This is a genomic window from Polynucleobacter difficilis (assembly GCF_003065365.1).
In the GTDB taxonomy this organism is placed as follows: domain Bacteria; phylum Pseudomonadota; class Gammaproteobacteria; order Burkholderiales; family Burkholderiaceae; genus Polynucleobacter; species Polynucleobacter difficilis.
Genome location: NZ_CP023276.1, coordinates 1,029,439 through 1,053,290 on the forward strand (window position 1 = coordinate 1,029,439; position 23,852 = coordinate 1,053,290).

Annotated in this window: 28 protein-coding genes; 4 read left to right on the forward strand and 24 right to left on the reverse strand. The window is 50.7% G+C overall.

The window, feature by feature from the left end; translation table 11 throughout:
- Positions 1–34 precede the first annotated feature (34 nt).
- The 5 genes from soxZ to AOC34_RS05275 all read right to left on the reverse strand — a co-directional run bounded on the left by soxZ (position 35) and on the right by AOC34_RS05275 (position 3,781).
- Entirely contained in the window at positions 35–343 is a 309-nt protein-coding gene (gene soxZ, locus AOC34_RS05255; RefSeq protein ID WP_108469085.1) for a thiosulfate oxidation carrier complex protein SoxZ, read from the reverse strand.
- Between the two features lie 58 nt (positions 344–401).
- Positions 402–854 (reverse strand): thiosulfate oxidation carrier protein SoxY, encoded by a 453-nt coding sequence (gene soxY / locus AOC34_RS05260; protein ID WP_108469086.1) that lies wholly within the window; start codon positions 852–854, stop codon positions 402–404.
- A gap of 82 nt (positions 855–936) precedes the next feature.
- Entirely contained in the window at positions 937–2,022 is a 1,086-nt protein-coding gene (locus tag AOC34_RS05265) for a c-type cytochrome (protein ID WP_108469087.1), read from the reverse strand.
- Positions 2,006–3,406, reverse strand: a complete 1,401-nt coding sequence (gene soxC, locus AOC34_RS05270; RefSeq protein WP_108469088.1) for a sulfite dehydrogenase — start codon at positions 3,404–3,406, stop codon at positions 2,006–2,008. Before soxC ends, AOC34_RS05265 begins: the two co-directional genes overlap by 17 nt.
- Before the next feature lie 36 nt (positions 3,407–3,442).
- The gene (locus AOC34_RS05275; RefSeq protein WP_108469089.1) at positions 3,443–3,781 is read right to left on the reverse strand and encodes an ArsR/SmtB family transcription factor; all 339 of its coding nucleotides are present in this window, start codon (positions 3,779–3,781) and stop codon (positions 3,443–3,445) included.
- A gap of 146 nt (positions 3,782–3,927) precedes the next feature.
- On the opposite strand from AOC34_RS05275, the gene modB reads away from it, so the two are divergent.
- On the forward strand, positions 3,928–4,566 hold the full coding sequence (gene modB, locus AOC34_RS05280) for a molybdate ABC transporter permease subunit (RefSeq protein WP_325051254.1): 639 nt from the start codon (positions 3,928–3,930) through the stop codon (positions 4,564–4,566).
- Complete coding sequence (locus AOC34_RS05285; RefSeq protein WP_108469090.1) at positions 4,560–5,681, forward strand: ABC transporter ATP-binding protein; 1,122 nt, start codon at positions 4,560–4,562, stop codon at positions 5,679–5,681. Before modB ends, AOC34_RS05285 begins: the two co-directional genes overlap by 7 nt.
- 38 nt (positions 5,682–5,719) lie before the next feature.
- Here the strand turns inward: AOC34_RS05285 and AOC34_RS05290 are convergent, their stop codons facing one another.
- Genes AOC34_RS05290 through AOC34_RS05300 form a run of 3 tightly spaced genes read right to left on the reverse strand, consistent with a single transcriptional unit; the run spans position 5,720 to position 7,140 of the window.
- Positions 5,720–5,908, reverse strand: coding sequence for a YgaP family membrane protein (locus AOC34_RS05290; protein WP_108469091.1), 189 nt, complete (start codon positions 5,906–5,908; stop codon positions 5,720–5,722).
- Between the two features lie 29 nt (positions 5,909–5,937).
- Positions 5,938–6,246, reverse strand: a complete 309-nt coding sequence (locus tag AOC34_RS05295; protein ID WP_108469092.1) for an ArsR/SmtB family transcription factor — start codon at positions 6,244–6,246, stop codon at positions 5,938–5,940.
- A 24-nt stretch (positions 6,247–6,270) separates the two neighbouring features.
- Positions 6,271–7,140 (reverse strand): MBL fold metallo-hydrolase, encoded by an 870-nt coding sequence (locus tag AOC34_RS05300; protein ID WP_108469093.1) that lies wholly within the window; start codon positions 7,138–7,140, stop codon positions 6,271–6,273.
- A 76-nt stretch (positions 7,141–7,216) separates the two neighbouring features.
- Here AOC34_RS05300 and AOC34_RS05305 point away from each other — a divergent pair, with 76 nt between their 5' ends.
- Both AOC34_RS05305 and trxC read left to right on the forward strand, forming a co-directional pair.
- Positions 7,217–8,026: a sulfite exporter TauE/SafE family protein gene (locus tag AOC34_RS05305; RefSeq protein ID WP_108469094.1), complete on the forward strand. Its 810-nt coding sequence runs from the start codon at positions 7,217–7,219 to the stop codon at positions 8,024–8,026.
- A 14-nt stretch (positions 8,027–8,040) separates the two neighbouring features.
- A complete protein-coding gene (trxC, locus tag AOC34_RS05310) occupies positions 8,041–8,475 on the forward strand; it encodes a thioredoxin TrxC (RefSeq protein WP_108469095.1) in 435 nt (144 codons plus the stop codon).
- A gap of 5 nt (positions 8,476–8,480) precedes the next feature.
- Here the strand turns inward: trxC and AOC34_RS05315 are convergent, their stop codons facing one another.
- From AOC34_RS05315 to AOC34_RS05390, 16 genes are all read right to left on the reverse strand, one after another.
- Complete coding sequence (locus AOC34_RS05315) at positions 8,481–9,110, reverse strand: SAM-dependent methyltransferase (RefSeq protein WP_108469096.1); 630 nt, start codon at positions 9,108–9,110, stop codon at positions 8,481–8,483.
- Between the two features lie 82 nt (positions 9,111–9,192).
- Positions 9,193–10,407 carry an O-succinylhomoserine sulfhydrylase gene (locus tag AOC34_RS05320; RefSeq protein ID WP_108469097.1) on the reverse strand — a complete coding sequence of 405 codons (1,215 nt, stop codon included), beginning with the start codon at positions 10,405–10,407 and terminating at the stop codon, positions 9,193–9,195.
- 13 nt (positions 10,408–10,420) lie between these two features.
- Positions 10,421–11,959 (reverse strand): amidophosphoribosyltransferase, encoded by a 1,539-nt coding sequence (gene purF, locus AOC34_RS05325; protein WP_108469098.1) that lies wholly within the window; start codon positions 11,957–11,959, stop codon positions 10,421–10,423.
- A gap of 5 nt (positions 11,960–11,964) precedes the next feature.
- Positions 11,965–12,519 (reverse strand): CvpA family protein, encoded by a 555-nt coding sequence (locus AOC34_RS05330; RefSeq protein ID WP_108469099.1) that lies wholly within the window; start codon positions 12,517–12,519, stop codon positions 11,965–11,967.
- 26 nt (positions 12,520–12,545) lie between these two features.
- Complete coding sequence (locus AOC34_RS05335) at positions 12,546–13,346, reverse strand: SPOR domain-containing protein (protein ID WP_108469100.1); 801 nt, start codon at positions 13,344–13,346, stop codon at positions 12,546–12,548.
- Between the two features lie 3 nt (positions 13,347–13,349).
- Entirely contained in the window at positions 13,350–14,675 is a 1,326-nt protein-coding gene (folC, locus tag AOC34_RS05340) for a bifunctional tetrahydrofolate synthase/dihydrofolate synthase (protein ID WP_234408046.1), read from the reverse strand.
- 12 nt (positions 14,676–14,687) lie between these two features.
- Complete coding sequence (accD, locus tag AOC34_RS05345) at positions 14,688–15,581, reverse strand: acetyl-CoA carboxylase, carboxyltransferase subunit beta (protein ID WP_108469101.1); 894 nt, start codon at positions 15,579–15,581, stop codon at positions 14,688–14,690.
- A 5-nt stretch (positions 15,582–15,586) separates the two neighbouring features.
- Positions 15,587–16,384 carry a tryptophan synthase subunit alpha gene (gene trpA / locus AOC34_RS05350; protein ID WP_108469102.1) on the reverse strand — a complete coding sequence of 266 codons (798 nt, stop codon included), beginning with the start codon at positions 16,382–16,384 and terminating at the stop codon, positions 15,587–15,589.
- A gap of 16 nt (positions 16,385–16,400) precedes the next feature.
- Complete coding sequence (gene trpB, locus AOC34_RS05355) at positions 16,401–17,594, reverse strand: tryptophan synthase subunit beta (RefSeq protein WP_108469103.1); 1,194 nt, start codon at positions 17,592–17,594, stop codon at positions 16,401–16,403.
- Positions 17,595–17,614: 20 nt separating this feature from the next.
- The gene (locus AOC34_RS05360; protein WP_108469104.1) at positions 17,615–18,292 is read right to left on the reverse strand and encodes a phosphoribosylanthranilate isomerase; all 678 of its coding nucleotides are present in this window, start codon (positions 18,290–18,292) and stop codon (positions 17,615–17,617) included.
- 2 nt (positions 18,293–18,294) lie between these two features.
- Complete coding sequence (gene truA / locus AOC34_RS05365) at positions 18,295–19,170, reverse strand: tRNA pseudouridine(38-40) synthase TruA (protein ID WP_108469105.1); 876 nt, start codon at positions 19,168–19,170, stop codon at positions 18,295–18,297.
- 35 nt (positions 19,171–19,205) lie between these two features.
- Positions 19,206–20,618: a FimV/HubP family polar landmark protein gene (locus AOC34_RS05370; RefSeq protein WP_234408047.1), complete on the reverse strand. Its 1,413-nt coding sequence runs from the start codon at positions 20,616–20,618 to the stop codon at positions 19,206–19,208.
- Between the two features lie 8 nt (positions 20,619–20,626).
- A complete protein-coding gene (asd, locus tag AOC34_RS05375) occupies positions 20,627–21,802 on the reverse strand; it encodes an aspartate-semialdehyde dehydrogenase (protein WP_108469107.1) in 1,176 nt (391 codons plus the stop codon).
- A gap of 36 nt (positions 21,803–21,838) precedes the next feature.
- Positions 21,839–22,909 (reverse strand): 3-isopropylmalate dehydrogenase, encoded by a 1,071-nt coding sequence (leuB, locus tag AOC34_RS05380; RefSeq protein WP_108469108.1) that lies wholly within the window; start codon positions 22,907–22,909, stop codon positions 21,839–21,841.
- Positions 22,910–22,953: 44 nt separating this feature from the next.
- Entirely contained in the window at positions 22,954–23,601 is a 648-nt protein-coding gene (leuD, locus tag AOC34_RS05385) for a 3-isopropylmalate dehydratase small subunit (protein WP_108469109.1), read from the reverse strand.
- A 32-nt stretch (positions 23,602–23,633) separates the two neighbouring features.
- Positions 23,634–23,849, reverse strand: coding sequence for a hypothetical protein (locus tag AOC34_RS05390; protein ID WP_108469110.1), 216 nt, complete (start codon positions 23,847–23,849; stop codon positions 23,634–23,636).
- Positions 23,850–23,852: the final 3 nt, after the last annotated feature.

Sequence of the window (23,852 nt, forward strand, 5' to 3'; positions counted from 1 at the left end):
GTCTTAGTGCGAATGTATCAGTTAGATTAATAAATTAAGAAACCGTTGCCTCATCGGTACGCTTAGCACCGCGGTTGTCAACCCACGTTACCGTGACTTTCTCACCTTTAGCGCCCTTGTACTTGAAATTCAAGAATGGGTCTTTTGATACGGCAGGACCAAACTCACCCATGAATACATTTTTACCTTGAGCTTGAACGGTCACGGTACTGATAAACCACTGAGGGATGGTTTTGCCCGATGCGTCTTTGCGCTGACCGGCTTCCATATCGTGCTTCATCAAAATCTTTACATCAACCACACCACCTGCTTCAGTTGCTCTAACGCGCATTGGATCAGCCATTTTGCTTCCTCTCTAATTATCTGTATATAAATCGATTACGCTGGATTTTGAACGGGAATTAACCGCCGCAACCGCCCAAGGTAACCTTGACTTCTTTCATCGACATAAACCACTTGCCGTCTGCTTTCACCACAGCGTACACGTTCGAGGTTTGACCCATCTTCACGCGGGTGGTCACAAATGGCTCAGTTCCAGGTGGAATAAAAAATTGGGCTGCCAGTGAGCTGGGATTCTTTTCAACCAAAATGGCCATTTGCTCTGCTTTTAATGTGCTGGAGATGCCAACAGGCACAACCGCGCCATTTTCTGCGATGTCCGGTGCAACTAAAGTCACTGCAGTTGAGCTACTTGGCTTACCTGCATTGAGGGCCTTGAATACGTCATCCAAGCTCTTGCCTTCAAAAGCGGCTTTATTCCACTCTTGTGCCTGTGCTTCTGTAATTAAACCGGCTGAAGCCATCAGGCCAAAGACCGCGGAATACTTTAAAAGATTACGGCGTTGCTGATTCATAAACACTCCTTTATTAATCTGTTTTATTACTAACTTTTTAATTCACTCTTACCAATTCATGTATTGGTGATTCTACTCACTTTTACTTGCCTGTCAGCATCCACTCTACTAATGCTTTGTTATCGGCATCCGACAGCTGATCCTGGGCGGGCATTGGAATAGCGCCCCAAGCACCCGCACCACCCTTTTTCACCTTAGCCATCAACTTCGGGACTGCATCAGCTTGACCTTTGTATTTGGCCGCCACTTGTTCAATCGATGGACCCACCAATTTTGCTGCAGGTGCGTGGCAAGCCGAGCAATTCTCTTTCTTAAAGAGCGCAGCTGGGCCAGTGGGTGCGGCAGCCATAGCCACCGGCATCATTACAGCAGCAGAAGCGCCAGGCAACTTACTTAGCGGTGGCTTGGTTGAATCTGCACCGAGGTAAGGGCCGTACTGGCGATTTTGCAACGCAATATTTTCATGCGCATTGCGAGCATAGTCGGGCAAGGTGGAGCCAATCTGCACAAATGGAACACAGTTGTTCATACAGGGTTTGGCATTCACGTCTGGCTTGCCATTATTGCTCCACAAACCATGTTGCTGGGTCATGCCATTGCGATTGGGCATCATCGCTTGCGCTTCTTTCATATTGGCATTACTGAGAACAAAGGTATCCGGAACAACCTCACCCAAATAAAGGATGTAGGCGACTAAAGCATAGGTGTCGTCGTAGCTCAGCGAACGCGGCGCATTCCAGGGCATGGCCCGATGGATATAGTCCCAAAGCGTCGAGATCGTTGCTACCTTCATCAAGGTAGTGCGCTGTGGCTGCTTGTTGTCTGCTAGTGCAGCAACTCGGCCCGTCTTAATGTCATCTTTCGTCGTGCCGCCAGCAATAGGCGTAAAGACTTCATTGGACTCACCAAAAGTACCGTGGCAACTGGCACACTGCGCCTCCCATACCATCTCGCCCTTTTTTACAGAGCCCGATCCATTCGGCAGACCCTTAAAATCCGGACGTACATCGATGTCCCAAGCGGCTACTTCGGCTGGCGTTGCTGCCCTACCAATACCAGGAAACTTTCCTGAACCCGATGCGCTACCCTGTGCATACGAAATACCTGCGGCCATCATGAGTGTGACCGTGAGGCTCAAGCTAGAGCCCAATTTACCCAACTTGTACATTGCTCACCTCGCCGTTGGAATCCAATTTCCATGATTGAATTGCGTTGTTGTGATAAATCGATCGCGTGCCGCGTACGTCGCGCAGTGCCTTGATGGTAGGCTGAACATAACCCGTGTCATCCATCGCGCGCGACTGCATGATCGTGGGTGAACCATCCCAAACCCAGTCGATATTGAATCGCGTGACTGCTTTCGTCAGTACCGGCGTTTCTAAACGAGCCGTTCTCCAGTTATTGCCGCCATCAAAGGAGACATCAACGCGTTTAATTTTTCCGCGGCCTGACCAAGCCATACCGGTTACGTTATAAAAACCTTTATCGAGTAACTGCTGACCACCCGACGGCGTTGTAATAACGGATTTGCATTCCTGAATCGAGGTGTACTGGCGATGCAAGCCATTGGGCATCAAGTCAATATAGTGAATCGCCTCATCTTTCGCCCCATAGGGCATATCGCCGACTTCCAGACGACGCAACCACTTCACCCAACTCACACCCTGAACACCGGGAACAACTAAACGCAGTGGAAAGCCATTCTCTGGGCGCAGCATCTCGCCGTTCATACCCCAAGCCACAATCGAATCCTTGAGTGCGCTGTCCAAATTAATGGTGCGGGTCATGCCGGAACCATCGCCACCTTCGGCTAACAAGTATTTCCCTTTTTTAAGGTCAACGCCGCACTCATCTAGCAATACAGACAGCGGTACACCAGTAAATTCGCAACACGACAACATGCCATGGGTGTATTGCACAGTGGGCACCGCCACATTACCCCACTCCAAGCCAGTATTAGCGCCGCACTCAATGAAGTGAATGCGCGATACCGACGGCATACGCATTAAATCGCTCATGGTAAAAACGCGTTCGCTTTTAACCAGGCCGTTGACCATGAGGCGGTGTTTATTCGGATCTAAGTTATACCAACCTTGATGGTGGCGCTCAAAGTGCAGACCATTCGGGGTGATGATTCCAAAGAGGCCCTGCAACGGTGTAAATGCAACCGATGCGGCTGAAACGCGTGTTAAACCGGGGGACTCACGGCGAATTAAATTGGACTCATACACCGAAGGCAAGCCATAGGGCATGGTCGCTACGTTTTTACCCAGCGTGGTTTGCCATTCTTGCTTTTCTAAAATGGCTGGATCTCCTGCAGCCGAGGCGAATGCAGCAGGCGCGGCTGCTAAGCCAGCAGCGCCGCCAACGGCAGACAAAAAGCCTTTACGTAAAAAACCGCGGCGGTTTTCATCGAGGCCATTTTTATTCACGTCGGCAATAAAATCTTGCGAAATGAAATGCTCCGGGGCCTTGCGAAGCCGCGATTGCCCTTTCGGCTTTTCAACGTATTGAATATCTTCTGAATTCAGTTCCAGTTGATTTTTATTCATTGTTTTAAAGACTCACTAAATAATTGATTAAAAAAACTACGTCTTCATTTCTTCTACAACACGTGCACATACGCTTTGGCAAATACCCAATGTAGCTTCATCGCCAATGGAGTAATAGACCGTAACGCCCTCTTTGCGTCGCTTTAATATTCCTTCGCGGTGCAATGCAGTTAAGTGCCTTGATACATTCGCCTGACTCGAACCAGCCTCCTCGGTTATTGCATTCACGGTTTGCTCACCGCCACACAAGATGAAGAGGATCTTTAGCCGCGATGGCTCTGCCAGTAAGCTGAAAAATTGAGACACTTGCCTAAAGACCTGTTCCATTTGGGCAGGCGTTAGGTCTTTCGTCTCCGGCGGAATGAGTTGGCTCATTTGTCAATTATTTGTTACAAAACAGGTGTAAATATGCATCTTAACGCATTTATGCATATTTAACGCCTTAGGAGGGTCAGTGACCATAGTGAATTACCCTAGGTCAGACAGCTGGAAATATTGTGCTTAGGCCCTAAAATTGGGGCGTGTTGGATACGGAAGCGATATTTCTCTCATTTAAGTTAGCCCTATATACATTGGCAATCATGTTGCCCTTGGGTATTTGGTTGGCGCATCGCCTCCTTCGAATGGGGCCCGCAAAACCCTGGATTGAGGCCCTTCTGGCTTTGCCGCTGGTCTTGCCACCCACGGTTCTGGGTTATTACCTGCTGGTCGGCTTTGGGGATGTCAGCCTATTTGGCCACCCCTTGGTCTTCTCATTTGAGGGAATTCTTCTGGCTTCCCTGATTGTTAATTTGCCATTTGCGGTACAGCCAATCCAGAGAGCCTTGGAGTCGATTAACCCGGAAATTCGCGAGGCGGCCCAGGTCAGCGGACTATCGGATTGGCAAATTTTTCGCCTGATCGAGCTACCTTTGGCCTGGCGTGGGGTGACTAGCGCTGCCGTTATGACCTTTGCGCACACCTTGGGGGAATTCGGAGTCATTTTGATGGTCGGCGGAGCTATTCCTGGTGAAACCAAAACCGTCTCGATTGCGATTTATGACAAGGTTCAAGGCTTTGATATTGCTGGCGCAGGACTGCTCTCCCTCTTACTATTGGCAACCTCTCTGATTGCTATTGCACTCTCTTACGGTATTTTAGGCAGGCGCAAATCATGCTAAAGCTGCGCATATACCAAACCACACCCATGCCGCTGCAACTCAATATCGAATGCGCTAATGGCGAACTGCATGCCCTGGTAGGGCCATCGGGCAGCGGCAAAACATCGGCACTTCGGACTATTGCTGGCTTACGCAATCCGGTCCATGGCCAAATCGAATGCAATGGGGAAACTTGGTTTAGCGCAGAAGAAGGGGTGAACTTTAAGTCACATGCCCTATCGCCAGCCCAGCGCTCGTGCGGACTCTTGTTTCAGCAATACGCCCTCTTTCCCCATTTATCCGCCATCGATAATGTCAAAATTCCTTTGCAAAATACGCAGCACACGCCGTCGGAAAAGCAGGTCATTGCGCAGGAATGGTTAAGGCGCATGGGCATTGGTGAACTCGCACTGCGCATGCCCAATCAACTCTCTGGCGGTCAGCAGCAACGCGTCGCATTGGCAAGAGCACTAGCACGCCAACCTAAAGTCTTACTCTTGGATGAACCTTTTTCTGCGATTGATACGCCGACCCGGCAAGGCCTTTACAAAACCTTGGCAGAATTGCGACGCGATTTACAGATTCCAATTATTTTAGTTACGCACGATTTGCGCGAGGCAGGCTTGCTTGCTGATCGCATTACGGTGATTGATCGCGGCATTGGTTTACAAACAGCAAGTCCGCAGAACTTATTCCAAAAACCGCGCAATTCAAGAGTGGCGGAACTAGTCGGTATTAGCAATCTATTTCAAGGGCGATTCAATCAAGGCAAGCTGCATTGGCAGGGCACGTCTATTGCATTCGATGTGCTTGATAAAAATAAAATTCCGGCGGATAGCATGGTTGCCTGGGTTATTCCGCAAAGCGGCATCAGCGTCAGCAGAACAAAAACAGCGCTCAGTCAGGCTGCCCTTGTCACTGAAATCAGCACCATTGGTCAAATTGCCGTGATTCAGTTCTCCATTCCTGGAAGCGATCAAACGGTTATTTGGGAAGCTTCTGCCGCTGAGGTACGGCGACTCGAGCTTGGAGTTGGCATCCAGGTTGAGCTTGAGCTTGATGGCAAGCAAATCCACATCATGCCGCTGCGACCCATTAATGATCCACGGCGCTTTACGACGACTGCACCCAGCTAAAGCGCCTACAAAAGCACTTTAATTGGATGCAAGCCGTTTTATGATTTGCTATTGGTATTGATACCCAAGAGCGGATAGGCCGGGCAAAAACGAAATACGCCAGTCAATACGGGGACAATGCCAATCCAGCCCCACATGCCAATCGTGCCAGTGGCAGCAAGACCAATTAATACTAAGCCTGCGATGATTCGGATCGCACGATCCGCGTTGCCTACGTTGCATTTCATGATGAACTCCAAGTTGTAATGAATCGGATTTATTTACGGCAATAGTGCTTGTAAAGTAATGTCATTACATCAACCGCAATAGCGCTAGATAGGGAGTAATAAATTAACTTGCCATCACGGCGGGTCTCAACCAACTCTTCGTTACGCAACACAGTCAATTGCTGCGACAGCGTCGGCTGGTGGATGTCCAATATAGTCTCAAGCTCACCTACGCACTTCTCGCCTTGACTGATTTCACACAGCAATAGCATCCGGTCAGGGTTGGACAATACCTTCATTAAACGGCAAGCCTCGTCAGCCGATGTGCGCATGCGTTCTAAATCAATGGTTGCTGGCATGGTGGTCTATTTTTCTTCTGGGTTTTAAAGCGCGTTTAATGGAATCTTTAAGTATGCAGTGCCGTTACCCTCTGGTTTGGGCATATGGCCTGCACGAATGTTGACCTGAATCGACGGCAGAATGAGTACGGGCATCTCAAGTCCGGCATCGCGTTTATTGCGCATGGCCACAAACTGCTCTTCCGTAACGCCATCGTGCACATGAATGTTGCTCTTTTTTTGTTCTGCGACGGTAGATTGGTATTCAGGCGGCCTACCATTCGGAGGGTAATCGTGGCACATATAAAGCTTCGTATTGGGGGGATACTTCAGGATTGACTGAATCGAGCGATACAAATTGCTGGCACTGCCCCCAGGGAAGTCGCAGCGTGCTGTACCCACATCCGGCATAAATAAGGTATCGCCAACAAAGATACTGTCGCCGATCTCGTATGCCATGCACGCAGGAGTATGGCCAGGAACATATAACGCCTTGAACGATAAATTACCAAAGCGAACCGATTCACCCTCTTTAATCAGGGCATCAAACTGCGAACCATCCGCTGCAACATCGTCTAAGTTGAATACGCCCTTAAATACGCCCTGCACGGTGGTAATGTGATCGCCAATCGCGATCTTTCCACCCAGCTTATCCTGAATATAGGGAGCCGCAGTCAGGTGGTCAGCATGGGCATGGGTTTCTAGAATCCATTCAAGCTGTAAGCGGTTGTCTTTAATAAAGGAAATTACTTCATCGGCCGACTCTGTTTTGGTACGACCCGACTTCGGGTCGTAATTCAGAACGGAATCAATCACGATGCATGCGGACCCTTTTGATTCATACACCACATAGGTGTAGGTCCACGTCTGCGGATCAAAAAATGCTTTAACGGTAGCTTGGGTTGTTGTGTTCATGACCCATAGTATAACATTATATTTAAATATATAATATAAATATGAATTTATTACCTGAGGGTGGATACTAAGCAATATGGATAGTATGAATGCAGTAAGCGTAGGGCTTGGGGTCTTCGTCGGCCTGATGATGGCCTTGACAGGGGCTGGCGGAGGCATTCTGTCCGTTCCACTTCTGGTCTTTGGACTTAAGCTCAGCGTAGCCAGCGCCGGCCCCATTGGTTTGTTAGCGATCGCCGTCGCAGGCTCGCTTGGCGCTATCAATGGACTGCGTACAAAATTATTGCGCTATCGCGCTGCGCTCGTCATGGCTGCACTTGGCGTCGTATTAGCGCCCATAGGCGTATACCTGGCTCAGCGGATCCCCAATCAGCCACTGATGATTGCATTTGCTACCGTACTGATCATTGTGTCCGTTCGGATGCTGATTCAAGCCCAGCAAGAAATCACAGGCAATCTTCCAAAAGAGCGTCCTGCTCCGCCCTGCAAGCTAGATCAATCCATCGGTCGCTTAATTTGGTCTGTGCCGTGTGCACGTTCTCTGATGGGGTCCGGCGCCGTAGCGGGATTCTTATCCGGACTGCTCGGCGTTGGTGGCGGCTTCATCATTGTTCCTGCGCTTAAAAAGGTAACCGATCTTCCCATGCAATCGATTGTTGCCACGTCGCTGGGCGTCTTGGCTTTGATTTCGATTACGGGGGCAACAAGCGCTGCTATAGCAGGCCATCTGAACTGGTCCATTGGCATTCCATTTGCAGCCGGGGCCGTTTCTGGAATGCTACTAGGCGGTGTCATTGCAAAACAAATTAGCGGGCCACGCATACAGCAAGCGTTTGCCATCTTTACCTTTTTAATTTCCCTCAGTTTGCTGTATAAAGCCATGTAGTACAGGAGCAATCCATGCAAATTAGCTGCCCCCATTGCCACAAGCAAAATCGCTTTCCAGCCGATCGCATCGCGCAGGATCCACAGTGTGGTGCCTGTAAAAAAAGCTTGCTGTCCTTGCCGATTGAATTAAATCAAGGTAATTTTTCTGAAGCAACGGGGCAAAATCATTTACCTGTTTTACTGGATTTTTGGGCGCCTTGGTGCGGTCCCTGCACTCAGTTTGCCCCCACCTTTGCCGCAGCCGCCCAGCGCTATGCAAACCAACTGGTTTTTGCGAAAGTGAATACCGAGGCAGAGCAGGCGCTCGGATCCCAATTTCAGATTCGCTCGATTCCAACCTTAGCAGTCTTCAAGGGAGGCAAGGAACTAGACCGACTGTCGGGCGCACTCAGACCACCAGAACTCGAGCAATACGTGAATACCATTCTGCGCAAATGGAACGTTTAGTTTTCTTATACCGGTTTACGCGCGACTAAACCTAACAAAGCTGACATCCCGGTATGCTTTGGCCCTTCGGATAGTTCTTTTTCATACAGGCATAGATCGATCGGCTCTAGATCGCCAATCAAGTTGCGGATCATCTCCTCTGTATACAGGTGTTCCAGTATCGAAGGACCGCCCGTTTTAAATTCCAACTGCTTCGGCGTGTAACCCTGAATGATGAGCAGTCCTCCAGGCCTTAAGGTCGAGGCCATTTGCGCAAATAAACGGGGGCGCATGACTGGGTCAGCAAACTGAATAAAAATACCGACTACGGCATCGTATTGGTTTTGCTGCCAATCCCAGCTATCGGTGGATGCCAGCGTAAATTGAACGTGCCCGGCCTCTTCTCTGGCAAGCGCAATGGCTTTTTTAAGCGCAACTTCCGATAAGTCAAATGCGTCAACCTGCATTCCTTGCTTTGCAAGCCACACTGAGTTTCTACCCTCGCCATCGGCAACGCACAATACCGCATCGCCTTTCTTTAAATGGCGCTCAGCTTGCGTTTGTAGATACTCATTAGGCGCCCTGCCAAAAATATAATCGGGCGTATCAAAACGCTTATTCCAAAAATCAGCGCCATCAGAGAATGCGGTTGCCATGGTGATCTGTTCTGTACTAATTAAAATATAAAAGCTTGCCTAAGCAAGCTTCACTAAAAAGATGATGGGGCTCATCACAGACTTACTTTTTAAAGCCGCCTTGCAAATCACGAATTAAGTCATCGGTATTTTCAAGGCCAACCGCAATCCGCACCAAACCATCGGAAATGCCTGCGGCTTTACGTGCCTCGGGCGACACTCGGCAATGGGTAGTCGTTGCAGGATGCGTGATCGTGGTACGGGTATCGCCTAAATTGGCTGTGATCGAGCACAGCGTCGTTTGATCGATTAACTTAAACGCTGCCTTTTTTCCGCCCTTAAGAACAAAAGACAGAATCGCTCCGCCTGCCTTTTGCTGCTTCTTTGCTAGCGAAAATTGCCGATGGGACCTTAGACCTGGGTAATAAACAGCCTCAACCCCTGCTTGCTTTTCAAGCCACTGCGCTAAAGCCAGTGCGTTCGCACTCTGTTGCTTCATGCGGAGGTCAAGAGTCTCAAGGCCCTTTAAAAATACCCACGCATTAAAAGCAGACAGGGTTGGTCCGGCCGTACGCACGTATGGAAATACTTTATCCATGATGAAGGATTTTTTGCCCACGATCGCACCGCCCAGTACCCTGCCCTGGCCATCCAAATACTTGGTAGCCGAATGAATGATCACGTCAGCCCCAAAATCAAGGGGCCGCTGCAAAGCTGGCGTGCAAAAACAGTTATCCACCACAAACAAGGCATTTGCTTTATTGGCGATCTTGGCGATCGCACGAATGTCAGCAATCTCCGTTAAGGGATTGGATGGTGTCTCGAGATAAAACATCCGAGTATTGGGTTGCACTGCGGCCTGCCACGCCTTGTTATCCGATAAATCAACGTAGCTGGTAGTGATACCAAAGCGACCGAGAATGCTCCCAAACAGTTGAATGGTTGCACCAAATACCGAACGTGAGCAAACCACATGATCACCTGCCTTCAGGTGGGCCATGGCAGTCGTCATAATGGCGGCCATACCCGATGCGGTCGCAATGCAGGCCTCACCGCCTTCGAGTGCAGCCAAGCGATCCTGAAACATACTGACGGTGGGATTGGTGAAACGCGAATAAATAAAACCGGATTCGGCATTCGCAAAACCATGCTCCGCCTCTTCTGCGCTATTAAAGCAAAAGCTCGATGTTAAGTACAAGGCTTCGGAATGCTCTTGATACTCCTGAGAGCGGCGCGTGCCAGCACGAACCGCAACCGACTCAGGGGCGAGTTTGGATAGGTCGAGGGAGCGACGCTTTGAAGTAATTTTGCTGGCCATACTGCTAGTGTACTTAATCTTCGGTAGCTAAGTGCAAGTGCAGCTGGGAGCGCGCAAAGTCACCCGGATCCTTTTGGCGGTCTGCTTGCGCCGTTTCGGAGGTGCGTGAAGCCTCCAATGCATCTAGATAGGAATCGTTAATGTCGCCGGTAATATAATGGCCATCAAAGCACGACGCCTCAAAATCCTGAATCTCTGGATTGATGTCACGCACCGCCTGCTTCATGTCCTCAACACTTTGATAAATGAGCTGATCAGCGCCAATCATCTTATTAATCTCGGCATCGGTACGACCATAGGCGACCAATTCACTGCGGGTTGGCATATCAATGCCGTACACATTTGGAAAACGCACCGGTGGCGCTGCTGATGCAAAGATCACTTTCTTGGCACCCGACTCACGCGCCATTTGCACAATCTCATAGGAAGTCGTACCACGCACAATCGAGTCATCCACAATTAAGACAGTCTTGTCTTTAAACTCAATCCGCATTGCATTCAGTTTTTGACGCACGGATTTACGGCGCACTGCCTGCCCAGGCATGATGAAGGTGCGGCCAATATAGCGGTTCTTAAAGAAACCTTCGCGGTAACTAATGCCTAAGCGCTTAGCCACCTGCATCGCTGCCGGGCGACTCGAATCTGGAATCGGCATCACCACATCGATTTCACTCACGTCGGTTTCGGCCCGAATTTTCTCGGCTAAATAATCACCCATGCGCATACGTACGTTGTAAACCGTTACACCATCAATCGTAGAGTCTGGCCTAGCCATATAAACGTATTCGAAAATACAGGGATTGAGGACTGCATTGGGTACGCACTGATGGGCAACAAAATTGCCATCGAGGTCAATGTAGATTGCCTCCCCTGGCGCAACATCGCGAACAAAGGTAAAGCCCAGGCCTTCGAGTGCTACCGATTCTGAAGCAACCATCCACTCGGGGCCATCTGGACCATCAATCCGACCAATGCACAAAGGACGAATACCAAATGGGTCGCGGAACGCCAGTAAGCCATAGCCAGCGATCAATGACACCACGGCATAGGAGCCCCTTACTCTGCGAGTCAGTCCCGTTACCGCTTTAAACATGGATTGCTCATCGAGTGCAGCGCTATTGGTTTCTTTTTGCAACTCATCCGCCAGTACGTTGAGCAGTACCTCAGTATCAGAGCTCGTGTTAATGTGGCGGCGATCACGGTAAGCCATTTCAGTGCGCAGCGCAGGCGCATTGGTTAAATTGCCGTTGTGCGCCAGAATGATTCCATACGGCGCGCTAACATAAAAGGGTTGGGCCTCTTCCTCGCTACTCGCTGAACCAGCAGTGGGATAACGCACCTGACCAATCCCCACATTGCCAACCAAACTGCGCATATTGCGGGTACGAAACACGTCGCGCACCAAGCCATTTGCTTTGTGCATGGTGAATGAATTGCCATTCATCGTCGCAATACCAGCCGCATCCTGACCACGATGCTGGAGTAGCAGCAAGGCGTCATAGAGCAACTGATTTACCGGGTAACGCGAAACACTTCCGACTACGCCGCACATATAACTTAACTCCCTGAGGGTGGTGGTGCAGGAATAACGCTCTTAGGCGCGCTTAGCTTTGCCGCCCAGTCGGACGGTAACCATACTTGAATCACTCCCATCGCAACATCAATTGCAGGACGCGTCATTGCGGCTTTCCATGCCTGCGTTTGGGGGACTGGCGTTAATACTGCCAAGGTCGATAGAACAATCACGACAAACGCGCCGCGCACCAAGCCAAAGGCTAGACCCAAAAAACGATCCGTAGAGCTGAGGCCAGCAGAGATGATCGCCTTTTGAACCATTGAGCCAATGAAGTTGCCTGCAATGAGTACCAAGATAAACAAGATAAGAAAGCTAAGGCCAAGTCGCACCATCTCATCGAGCTGAAAAGTGGAAAGCCATTCGACCGCCAAATAGTTGCTGTAATGGTAGGCAACCCATGCCGCTACAAACCAAGAGGCCAAAGCAAGCACCTCTTTAAAAAAGCCACGGTAGATTCCAACGAAAGCCGAAACCAATAAGATGGCAAAGGCAAAGTAATCAACCGAGGTTAGCTTGAGGGTGGCCAGAATATCCATGCGCTATCCGGTAAATGGAAGTGGGATCACTGCTTCCCCACTTCAACTATTCGGGGAGTAAGGCCCATTGCCTTGATTTTCTTTTCAGCAGCCTCGGCTGTTTCTTTATCTGAAAATGGGCCAGCACGTAGGGCAAGGAGTTTTGAGCCGTCTGCGCCAGTGCGATTTAAAACGTAATTCGGAATCTTTTGCTCTTTGAGTTTTGCAATCCAACCATTCGCGCGTTCTTCCGATGCAAAGGCGCCAATTTGAATCACAAACTTCCCAGTGCTACTTGCAGCAGCGCTGGCGGTATCCGGCGTAGCTGACTTAGCTGCAACAACAATTTCTTCGCCGGCAGCTAGGCCCATGGTTTTGTCCGCTGAACTGGGCGCAACTGCTTTTGCAGGGGCAGACGGCGTTGCTTTGCTCGATTCTTTCGCATCCATTGCGGGCGCAGGTGCAGCTGCGGCCGGCACGACTGGTTTTATTGTGGCTTTGGCTTCTTCGGATTTTGGCTCAGCAGACGCTGACGGAGTTGGTTGCGGCGAAACCACCGCTGGCAGATTACTAACGATGGTTATCGCAATGTCATTGCTAACCGACTTTGGTTTGCTATCCAAGACCCGAGGCAAAACAATAATTGCAATTAAAACCAATACCGCAGCGCCAATGAGGCGATGACGGGCACGTTGATGCTCAGGATCCTCAGTTAACACAGGATCATCGGCCGATGCACGCGAACTACGACTATTCAGTTTGGCGTCCGCACGCGATCGCGTCGACGAAGCACGCAACCCATCATCGGGTTGGGAATCGCGCTTAAAAAGCTGGGATAGACGAATCATGGATTAGTGCGCCTGGTTGTTTCGATAAGCCATTACGCCTGCGACAGTATAGAAAGAGCCGAATACCACTATTCTATCACCCTCCCCTGCGGATAAAAGCGCCTTTTGGTAGGCGTCTCCAGGGCTTGCAAAGGTCTGAATGCCGCCATCTACGCCCTGATCGGGCTTGACTCCACTGGCCTCTAAAAATCCAGCCAGTTCAGTTGCGCTTGCTGCCCTGCTGGTTGGTAGATCAGTGCAGAACCAGTGGTCGACTAGGCCTAGCATCGGACGTATGACACCATGAATGTCTTTGTCGGACATTGCGCCAAAAATGGCATAGGTATAGGGGTGATAACCCATCTTATCGAGGCCCTGCCCCAGAGTCGCGGCAGCATGGGGATTGTGCGCCACATCGAGCACAATCGTCGGCTGTCCCGGCAGAACCTGAAAACGACCCGGTAGCTCCACCATGGCAAATCCATTGCGTATATCTTGTGCGCTAACGGGTATGCGGTCACGCAAAGCACTTAAGGCTGCAATCACAGCAGAGGCATTGAGTAATTGATTAGCACCCCGCAACGCGGGATAGCCTAGGCCACTAAAGCGCTTGCCTCGTCCAGACCACGCCCATTGCTGTTTATCGCCTTGAAAGTTGTAATCCCTACCCATCAGCCAAAGATCACACCCCAAGGATTCTGCACGGGCGACTAAGCTATCCGGAGGCATTGGATCGCCGCAAACTGCAATCGCATTAGCGCGAAATACACCGGCCTTTTCTCGTGCAATTTTTTCTCGGGTATCACCTAAAAAAGCGGCATGATCAATATCAATACTGGTCACAATCGCGCAATCCGCATCTAAGATATTGATGGCATCCAAACGGCCGCCCATACCCACCTCCAAAATAACGGCATCTAATTTAGCCGCTGCAAATAGACGCATGATGACGAGGGCCGTAAATTCAAAATAGGTCAGCGTGGGGGCATTGGGAAGACTGACCCTTGCCGCCTCCACTTCAGCAAAATGGACCAGTAGCTGGGCATCGGTGGCATTGACGCCATTGATGCGTGCGCGTTCATTGAATTGCAGCAAGTGAGGTGATGTGTGGCATCCCACGCGATAACCGGCTGCCAGCAAAATGCTCTCAAAAAAGGCGCAGGTGGAACCCTTACCGTTTGTTCCTGCCACCGTAATGATGGGGCAATCAAATTGAAGGTCAAGCGCTGCTTTAACCCGACTGATACGCTCAAGACCCATATCGATTCCAACCGGATGGGCCGTTTCGAGGTGACTAAGCCAGGCCTCGAGGCTAGAGAAGGAAATGGGATCTGGGCTTGATTCGCTCAACGCTTTAATGGGCTAAGAGGATGAACCAACCGGGGCAGTAATCGACGGCTCTGGTAGTTTTTGTAAGAGCGCGAGTATGCGGGCAATCTCAGCGCGCATATTACGGCGATCCACAATCATGTCAACGCCGCCCTTTTGCAATAAAAACTCGGAGCGCTGAAATCCCTCTGGCAATTTTTCACGAACGGTTTGCTCAATCACCCGTGGTCCAGCAAAGCCAATTAATGCTTTGGGCTCGGCCATGACCACATCGCCCATGAAAGCAAAGCTAGCTGAAATGCCGCCCATGGTGGGATCAGTCAGAACGCTAATGTAAGGCAAGCCTGCTTTTGACAGCTTCGTTAACATCGAATTTGTTTTAGCCATTTGCAATAGAGAGAGAAGACTCTCTTGCATGCGCGCACCACCGGTTGCAGTAATGCAAATAAAGGCACATTTTTTATCAATCGCCTCTTGGGCGCCGCGGACAAAGCGCTCACCCACAACCGATCCCATCGAGCCACCCATGAATTGAAATTCGAAACAAGCGGTGACAACGGGAATCGACTCAATCTTTCCACCAAGAACCACCAACGCATCAGTTTCACCCGATACGTCTACCGCCTCTTTAATGCGATCGGGGTATTTTTTGGAGTCCTTGAACTTCAGTGGATCAACCGGAAAGACATTGGCGCCAATTTCATATCGACCCTTTGGATCGAGCAGGCTATCTAAGCGTTGGCGCGCACCGATACGCATATGATGACTGCATTTAGGACATACCGAAAGATTGGCTTCAATATCGGTACTGTATAAAACGGCTTCGCATCCAGGGCACTTAACCCACAAGCCTTCAGGAACCGACTTGCGATTAGCGGGGTCAGTGTGCTGAATTTGCGGCGGAAGAAGTTTATCGATCCAGCTCATGTATTTTAGCTATCCAATGCAGTGCGAATCTCGCGTATGAAATATTCAAGCGATTGTACCGCCTCGCCCGGAGGCGCCTCTTCAAGCAAGCGAATGATGCGGCTACCAATCACCACGGCGTCAGCCGTATTGGAAACGGCCTTAGCACTGGCAGCATCATGAATACCAAAACCAACCGCAATCGGTATTGGAGTGGCCGCTCGAATTTGCGGGATGATGCTCGCCACATCTTGGGTATTTAGATTATTGGCGCCAGTCACACCGCGCAATGAAACATAGTAAATATAGCCGGATGCTATTTTCGCGGCCTCTTTAATGCGCGTTGGCGATGAGGTTGGCGCTAATAGAAAAATCGGATCCACTCCAGCCGCGCGCATCTGCTGCGCAAAATAAACACACTCTTCCGGTGGGTAATCCACAATCAGTACCCCATCAACACCGGCTGCTTTGGCCTCGGCTGCAAAACGCGCAGCGCCCATTTGCTCGACTGGATTGGCATAACCCATGAGTACAACCGGCGTATTGGCATCGGTCTCCCGAAATGCTTTCACCATATCCAGGCAGTGCCGCAAGGTAACGCCCTGACTCAGCGCCCGTTCGGATGAACGCTGGATCACCGGACCATCGGCCATCGGATCCGAAAATGGCACGCCCAACTCAATCACGTTGGCGCCACCACGCACCAGTGCATGCATGAGCGCAACCGTTAAGCCCGGCTCCGGATCGCCGGCAGTAATAAAAGGAACTAAACCTTTTTTACCGGCCTGTTTTAAATCGCTAAATACCGCTGAAATTTTCGACATAAATCCGATCTACCCCTTAACCTTCCGACCCGGTTGCTTGGGCAACGGTGTGCATGTCTTTGTCACCTCTACCAGACAAGTTCACCAAAATAGTTTTATCTTTTGGCAAGGTAGCGGCAAGTTTGCAAGCGTATGCAATCGCATGAGCGGACTCTAAGGCGGGAATGATGCCTTCAATTTGGCAGCAATCATGAAATGCTTTGAGCGCTTCTTGATCGGTAATCGCCACATACTCAGCACGGCCAGAATCTTTCAGCCAAGCATGTTCAGGACCGACTCCTGGATAGTCCATGCCAGCAGATACCGAATGAGTCTCTGCAATTTGACCATTTTCATCTTGCAATAAATAGGTACGGTTGCCATGCAATACACCCGGCTTGCCGACGCACAATGCAGCCGAGTGCGCAGCGGTATTCAAACCATGACCAGCAGCTTCAACACCAACTAGCTTCACTTCGGGGTAATCGATGTAGGGATAAAAAATACCCATGGCATTCGATCCGCCGCCAACGCATGCCATGACATAGTCGGGTTGACGACCAATCATCTCCGGCATTTGCACTTTGCACTCTTCTCCAATCACGCTCTGAAAGTCGCGAACCATCATCGGATATGGATGTGGGCCAGCAACGGTACCAATGATGTAGAAGGTATCTTCCACATTGGTGACCCAGTCACGCATCGCCTCATTCAAGGCATCTTTTAAAGTTTTCGTGCCCGACTCCACTGGCACTACTTTGGCGCCCAAGAGCTTCATGCGAAAGACGTTTTGTGCCTGACGTGCTACATCCACTGAGCCTTGATAGACGGTGCAGTCCAAACCAAAGCGCGCGCAAATGGTGGCGGTAGCAACACCATGCTGTCCTGCGCCCGTTTCTGCAATGATGCGCGGCTTACCCATGCGCTTGGCCAGCATGGCTTGCCCAATGACGTTGTTAATCTTGTGTGCGCCGGTATGATTTAAGTCTTCGCGCTTTAAATAAATCTGCGCGCCGCCCAGCATTTCACTCCAGCGTTTGGCGTGATACACGGGGGACGGACGACCAACAAAGTGCTTGAGCTCGTAATGAAACTCTTCAATGAATTCGGGGTCGTGCTGGTAGCGTGCGTATGCTTCTTTTAGCTCTTCCAGAGCAAACATGAGTGTCTCTGAAACGAAAACACCGCCGTAAGGGCCAAAGTGCCCGCGTGAATCCGGCTTATCGTACATAGTTACCTCTTTTGATTGGGTTACCGCATTGGTTTCTTGGAATCGGCCAGTCGAACTGCCTCAATAAACTGGGCCATTAAAACGGCATCTTTAATGCCTTTAGCGCTTTCAACGCCGCTCGAAATGTCCACGGCACAGGGTTGTAGGCGCGCAATTGCTTCGCCCACGTTGTGTGCGTTCAACCCACCACTCAAAACGACCCGAGGCGCGTTTGCGCTTACCCATGCTTCTGGAATCCATTGCCAATCAAAAGGAATGCCGCCCCCACCATAGCCCTCAACCAGGGCGTCGAGCAAGAAACCGGCTGCTTGCCTATATTGTAGGGAAAAATCGGCGAAAGCGAAGCCCTCACCCACTCGGCCTGCCTTGATCCAAGGATCCCCAGCCGCTAAGCGCTGGCACTCTTCCGGACTCTCGTCCCCATGAAATTGCCAAAGCGTAATTGGCGCATAGGCTCGAATTGCCGCAAATTCAGCATCGGAGGCGTTTACAACGAGGCCGACGGCGTCCACCCCTGCTGGCAGGCGGGAAATGAGGCCGGCCGCATGCTGCGGACTGACTGCCCGTGGGCTGGGGGGATAAAACACAAACCCGAGCGCATCCACGCCAGAATTCACAGCAAAATCAACATCTTCCGGGCGTTTAAGGCCGCAAATCTTGATGCTGGTGCGGACCGGTGCGTAATGAAGTAATCCCATGGCTAAATCATAATCCGCTTCGGCTGTTCAGGAACAGGCTCCTGCAGCAAGGCAATGACCTCGGCCGGAAGCCATGAATGCTCCAGCCATGGCGCTGGAATCCGGTGCTCCGGCGGATACCCGACCCGAGCCAAATAGAGGCCATCCGGTGAAAACGTCGGCGCTGCCGATTGACGGCTTTTTGCCTCTAATACTTCAGCCAACCAATCAGAAGGCTGCTTTCCTTGGCCGATGGCCAACAGACTGCCCACGAGATTGCGAACCATGTGGTGCAAAAAGGCATTGGCCCTAATCAAAATGTAGACCCAGGGCTTCTGATCCAAAATATGAATGGCATACACCGTTTTAATAGGCGTCTTGCTTTGGCACTCCGATGACCTAAAAGAGGAAAAGTCATGCTCTCCCAAAAGGCATTGGGCGGCCGTTTGCATCGCGGCGATATCAAGCCACTTATCCGCAGCTAGCATCAAATAGCCAGCACGGGAGGCGACGGTCGGCGCGCGACACGGGCCCACGTGTAGGGCATACACGTAACTCCGTTCAAATGCAGAAAACCGCGCATCGAAGGATGCATCGACGGGATGAGCCCAGTTCACCACAATATCGCTCGGCAGAAAACTATTAAGGCCGCGCACCCAAGACCAAGCATCACGCTCAACGCCGCAATCAAAATGGACTACCTGCCCAAGCGCATGGACTCCAGTATCAGTTCGCCCAGCAGCGGTAACGCGGATGGGATTGGTGCGCAATGGGGTATCGCCAATAAAGGCATTAATGGCCTGCTCTACTTTATCTTGCACGGTGTTTTGACTGGGCTGAGTCTGCCACCCAACGAATCGGGTACCGTCGTACTGCAAACCCAGCGCAATGCGCGTCATCTACTGAATCCGGTAAACACGGGTTCGCATGCCAATTAGCTACTTCGCTGATTGATTTCGGATAGCATGGCTTTGGCTTCCGCAACGAGGGATGCATCTACTCCGTTGGAAGGTTCAAGGCTAAGCTGAACGATGTCATCCAAGCTCTGCTTAGCAGCAGCGAAGTCCTCAATCGTCATATAGGCTTTGGCAAGATTAAGTTTGACGCGCAATGCGTCATTCCGAATAGCCGGGTCGTTTTTATTCGGAGTTAAATTGAGATCAATGCCGGCGAATAAATTTTTCGCTCGCACCGACATATCTTCTCTAGGTGATTCCAGATTTTCTTCGCCCCCTAGCGGTGCGGAGGCAAGTCCATCGGCATGAACCGGCGCACTGCGTTCCGATTGGCGGGCATGGCGCGCCATAAACCACAATAACAATCCCGTAGCTGCAATCAACCCGAACACAACCAAGACGGGAGCCCAGGCAGTATTCGCAGAATTGGACTCGGTCACCGATCCAGGCTTAGAGAGCGCCTTACCTGCGTCCAGTAATTTTTGTAAATCAGCAATGTTTTTTTCTAATTCAACAATGCGGCTGCGCGTTTGCTCCAGTATTTTTTCTTGGGCAACGATTTCTTCGGTATAGCGCCGTTGATCTGAATTGCTATCTGCACCAGGACCAATCGTTAAGCGATCTTTTGCGGCAGCGGGATCATTTACCGTCTTCGTTACATCGCCTGATTTAGTAGCGGCTGCTTTAGCCGGGGCACCATGAGACTCAGCCCAAGCTTGATTGGCCTTCTCAACAAACTGACTTGCTTCTGCAGGCGTAATGGATTGCAGCAAGGATTGGCTTGGCTTAACTAACTCAGCGCCGGCAGGCAAGCGATGAATGCTGCCACCCGCAAAGGCATCGGGATTGGCTTTATACAATGCCATGATGGTTTGATCTAGAGTAGCGCCATCCAGAAGCGGCGCCATCTGCGCCGCAATCTCGCTTAAGGTTTGACCGGGTCGTACCGTGACTTGATTTGGGTCGCCCAAAAGTAAGGTGTAATTTTTAGTGAGCTGACCCGAGGGCCATTGCAAGGTAACCATCAGATCAATAAATGGATCTTGATTGAGCTGCGCCGAACTCATTGCTTTTGCTGTCTCGATCACAATCACATTACGATTACCATCCCGGCGATCAATCCGTAACTGTGGCTCAAGCTCCACGATCGCAGCAGAAATACCAAGGCGCTCGTAGTCAGCCTTACTCCCATTGATCACTTGCAAATTACTCAACTGCTCTTGATCTGCGACCGATACACGCAGCGGAATTTCAGCGCGAATGGGCTGACCAGGCTGAGAGAGTACCCTGGGTGTACCTAATGAAATTGCACTAGCCGTTGCGCTCCAAGCAATGCAAATGCCGGCAATGACCCCCACTAGGCCATGCAATACACGAGCGGGGGCGGGCACATGCATCTTTAGCGTTCCAACAAGATGCGTAGCATGCGCCGCAACGGTTCGGCAGCGCCCCACAGCAGTTGATCGCCAACCGTAAAGGCGCCTAAGTATTCCGGCCCCATAGCCAACTTATGCAGTCGTCCAATGGGTACCGTTAAGGTACCGCTGATTTTGGCCGGTGATAGCTCGCGCTCGGTTACTTCACGCTCGTTGGGTACAACTTTGACCCAGGCATTGTCCTTCGCTAGCATGACTTCAATCTCAGCCAAGGGAATGTCTTTCTTGAGCTTAACAGTCAAGCCCTGAGAGTGGCAGCGCATGGCACCAACACGCACACAAATGCCATCAATCGGAATACTTCCCGGCGTTCTAAAAGGCGGACGACCTAGAATCTTGTTGCATTCTGCGCCGCCCTTCCACTCTTCTTTGGTCTGGCCATTTTCGACCGGGACATCAATCCAAGGAATCAGGCTGCCAGCTAAGGCTGTATTACGGAAGTTCTTGGTTGGAAACTCAGCCGAGCGCATGGTTGCAGAGATCTTGCGATCAATATCCAAAATCCAGGAGGCCGGATCATTTAATTCGGTATTCACGCTATCCCGCAATGCGCCCATCTGCAACAGCAATTCACGCATGTTTTGCGCGCCAGCACCGGAGGCGGCTTGGTAGGTCATGGCACTAATCCATTCAACCAGATCAGCTTTCAGCAATCCACCCATGGCAATCATCATCAAGCTCACGGTGCAATTACCGCCAATCCAATTCTTACCACCCGCAGCCAATGCACGATCAATCACGGGTCGATTGACTGGATCCAAAACGAGGACCGCATCATCATTCATGCGCAGTGCACTCGCAGCATCAATCCAATGACCCTGCCAACCCGCTGCTCGCAGCGCTGGAAAGATAGCCTTGGTATAGTCCCCGCCTTGGCAGGTCAAAATAATGTCACAACGGGCAAGCGCTTTAATGTCGTTGGCGTCTTGCAGCTTCGTTTCACTTTTGGTGATGTTGCGACCATTGATCGCAGGCACATCGCCGCCGGCATTGCTGGTACTAAAAAATACCGGCTCGATTAAATCAAAGTCGCCCTCCGCCAACATGCGATCCATGAGGACGCTGCCCACCATGCCGCGCCAGCCGACTAAGCCAACCAGGGGAGCGTTTATAGAGTGTGATGTTTGATGTGTCGCCATAAAATTACGAATGCCTTACGTTCCTATATCAATGAATTACGCCAGTGCTGCCACGACTGCATCGCCCATTTGTACCGTGGATACCCGCTGAGTACCTTCGGTGTAAATATCGGCGGTGCGCAAGCCCTGCTGCAATACTTTCTGAACTGCTTTTTCAATTTGATCTGCCTCGCCAGTCATACCCAAGGAGTAACGCAGCATCATGGCCGCAGAGAGGATGGTGGCCAAGGGATTGGCAATGCCCTTCCCGGCGATATCGGGAGCAGAGCCGTGGCTTGGCTCATACAAACCTTTATTGTTCTTATCTAAAGATGCAGACGGCAACATGCCAATCGAGCCGGTAAGCATCGCAGCCTCATCCGAGAGGATGTCACCGAATAAATTGCCAGTAACCACCACATCAAATGCCTTGGGTGCTTTGACGAGTTGCATGGCTGCGTTATCGACATACATATGCGATAACTCAACATCGGGATAGTCGGCTGCTAGCTTGGTCATCACATCGCGCCAAAGCTGCGATGTTTCAAGTACGTTGGCCTTATCCACGCTACATACTTTTTTGCTGCGCTTACGTGCTGCCTCAAACGCCACTTTACCAATTCGGATGACTTCGGGTTCGCTGTAATGCATGGTGTCAAATCCCTCGCGCGCGCCTTTAAACAGAGCATGCTCTGAAGTGCGAATGCCGCGAGGCTGACCAAAGTAAATATCGCCATTGAGTTCACGCACAATCAAAATATCCAGACCGCCCACAATTTCCGGCTTGAGACTGGAGGCGGCAGTTAACTCGGGATAGCAAATGGCGGGACGGAAATTAGCAAACAAAGCCAAGTGTTTACGCAAACCGAGGATGGCTTGCTCTGGGCGCAATTCACGCGCTAAAGTGTCGTACTTCCAGTCACCGACCGCGCCAAACAAAATGGCATCAGCGCTTTTCGCGAGCTCAAGGGTGGCTGGCGGCAAAGGGTGACCCGAAAGGTCATACGCTGCACCGCCAACAGGAGCCTCTTCCAGATCAAATGTTGGGCCTAATGCCTTGAGGACTTTGACCGCCTCAGCGACAATTTCCGGGCCAATACCGTCGCCCGGCAATACTGCAATTTTCATGACAAGCCTTTAAAAAGGGTTAACCGGCCAGTGCGAGGCTGTTTTTACGGCAGCTGGGTAGCTAGCCAAGGCATCCGCAACACGCGCTCTGCTTCGTATGCCTTTATTTTATCGGCATTTTTGAGGGTGAGGCCAATATCGTCTAAGCCATTCAGTAGGCAGTATTTACGAAACCCATCGATTTCAAAGGAATAACGGCGATTATCGGGCGCAATGACCTCTTGCGCCTCCAGATCAATGGTGAGCTGATAGCCATTAAAGGCCAAGGTCTCATTAAAGAGGTGATCGACCTGCTGTTCGGTCAGCACAATCGGCAATAGCCCGTTTTTGTAGCAATTATTGAAGAATATGTCGGCAAAACTAGGGGCAATCACTGCGCGAAAGCCATATTGACCCAAAGCCCAAGGAGCATGTTCGCGCGAACTGCCACAACCGAAATTTTTGCGGGCCAGCAAGATGCCGGCATTTTTATAGCGAGGCTGGTTTAAAACAAAGTCTGGATTTAGCGGGCGCCCACTGCAATCTTGTCCAGGCTCACCCTGATCCAAATAACGCCATTCATCGAACAGGTTTTGACCGAAACCAGTTTTTTTAATCGACTTTAAAAACTGCTTTGGAATGATGGCATCGGTATCGACGTTCTCTCGGTCGAGGGGAGCAACTAAACCTTGGTATTGCGTAAATTTTTCCATTACTTCTGTCTCTGCTTTTTTATTGTTACCGCTTATTTTATTGGCGTCACCACAACGTCTTTGCCTTGGGTTTGCGATGCAGGAGGATTACTTGATCCGGAAGACGATGATTTCGAATCCATCGATGTGCCTATTTTTTGCAAATCCTTACCAACCCCCTCCATGGTGTTGGCGCACGCACTAATAAAAATGCCGCTGACTAGAACGACTGATAACTTGGCAATCATGGAATAGCGGGGAGTTTGCATGGG

Excerpts from the sequence above, each read along its gene's own strand:
- asd (WP_108469107.1), bottom strand. The coding sequence starts at position 21,802 with ATGGCGACACATCAAACATCACACTCTATAAACGCTCCCCTGGTTGGC.
- AOC34_RS05335 (WP_108469100.1), bottom strand. The coding sequence starts at position 13,346 with ATGATTCGTCTATCCCAGCTTTTTAAGCGCGATTCCCAACCCGATGAT.
- trpA (WP_108469102.1), bottom strand. The coding sequence starts at position 16,384 with ATGTCGAAAATTTCAGCGGTATTTAGCGATTTAAAACAGGCCGGTAAA.
- trxC (WP_108469095.1), top strand. The coding sequence starts at position 8,041 with ATGCAAATTAGCTGCCCCCATTGCCACAAGCAAAATCGCTTTCCAGCC.
- accD (WP_108469101.1), bottom strand. The coding sequence starts at position 15,581 with ATGAGCTGGATCGATAAACTTCTTCCGCCGCAAATTCAGCACACTGAC.
- AOC34_RS05265 (WP_108469087.1), bottom strand. The coding sequence starts at position 2,022 with ATGTACAAGTTGGGTAAATTGGGCTCTAGCTTGAGCCTCACGGTCACA.
- AOC34_RS05300 (WP_108469093.1), bottom strand. The coding sequence starts at position 7,140 with ATGAACACAACAACCCAAGCTACCGTTAAAGCATTTTTTGATCCGCAG.
- trpB (WP_108469103.1), bottom strand. The coding sequence starts at position 17,594 with ATGTACGATAAGCCGGATTCACGCGGGCACTTTGGCCCTTACGGCGGT.
- soxC (WP_108469088.1), bottom strand. The coding sequence starts at position 3,406 with ATGAATAAAAATCAACTGGAACTGAATTCAGAAGATATTCAATACGTT.
- purF (WP_108469098.1), bottom strand. The coding sequence starts at position 11,959 with ATGTGCGGCGTAGTCGGAAGTGTTTCGCGTTACCCGGTAAATCAGTTG.
- AOC34_RS05275 (WP_108469089.1), bottom strand. The coding sequence starts at position 3,781 with ATGAGCCAACTCATTCCGCCGGAGACGAAAGACCTAACGCCTGCCCAA.
- AOC34_RS05285 (WP_108469090.1), top strand. The coding sequence starts at position 4,560 with ATGCTAAAGCTGCGCATATACCAAACCACACCCATGCCGCTGCAACTC.
- soxY (WP_108469086.1), bottom strand. The coding sequence starts at position 854 with ATGAATCAGCAACGCCGTAATCTTTTAAAGTATTCCGCGGTCTTTGGC.
- AOC34_RS05330 (WP_108469099.1), bottom strand. The coding sequence starts at position 12,519 with ATGGATATTCTGGCCACCCTCAAGCTAACCTCGGTTGATTACTTTGCC.
- AOC34_RS05295 (WP_108469092.1), bottom strand. The coding sequence starts at position 6,246 with ATGCCAGCAACCATTGATTTAGAACGCATGCGCACATCGGCTGACGAG.
- AOC34_RS05360 (WP_108469104.1), bottom strand. The coding sequence starts at position 18,292 with ATGGGATTACTTCATTACGCACCGGTCCGCACCAGCATCAAGATTTGC.
- AOC34_RS05390 (WP_108469110.1), bottom strand. The coding sequence starts at position 23,849 with ATGCAAACTCCCCGCTATTCCATGATTGCCAAGTTATCAGTCGTTCTA.
- AOC34_RS05290 (WP_108469091.1), bottom strand. The coding sequence starts at position 5,908 with ATGAAATGCAACGTAGGCAACGCGGATCGTGCGATCCGAATCATCGCA.
- AOC34_RS05315 (WP_108469096.1), bottom strand. The coding sequence starts at position 9,110 with ATGGCAACCGCATTCTCTGATGGCGCTGATTTTTGGAATAAGCGTTTT.
- truA (WP_108469105.1), bottom strand. The coding sequence starts at position 19,170 with ATGACGCGCATTGCGCTGGGTTTGCAGTACGACGGTACCCGATTCGTT.
- AOC34_RS05305 (WP_108469094.1), top strand. The coding sequence starts at position 7,217 with ATGGATAGTATGAATGCAGTAAGCGTAGGGCTTGGGGTCTTCGTCGGC.
- soxZ (WP_108469085.1), bottom strand. The coding sequence starts at position 343 with ATGGCTGATCCAATGCGCGTTAGAGCAACTGAAGCAGGTGGTGTGGTT.
- leuB (WP_108469108.1), bottom strand. The coding sequence starts at position 22,909 with ATGAAAATTGCAGTATTGCCGGGCGACGGTATTGGCCCGGAAATTGTC.
- leuD (WP_108469109.1), bottom strand. The coding sequence starts at position 23,601 with ATGGAAAAATTTACGCAATACCAAGGTTTAGTTGCTCCCCTCGACCGA.
- AOC34_RS05320 (WP_108469097.1), bottom strand. The coding sequence starts at position 10,407 with ATGGCCAGCAAAATTACTTCAAAGCGTCGCTCCCTCGACCTATCCAAA.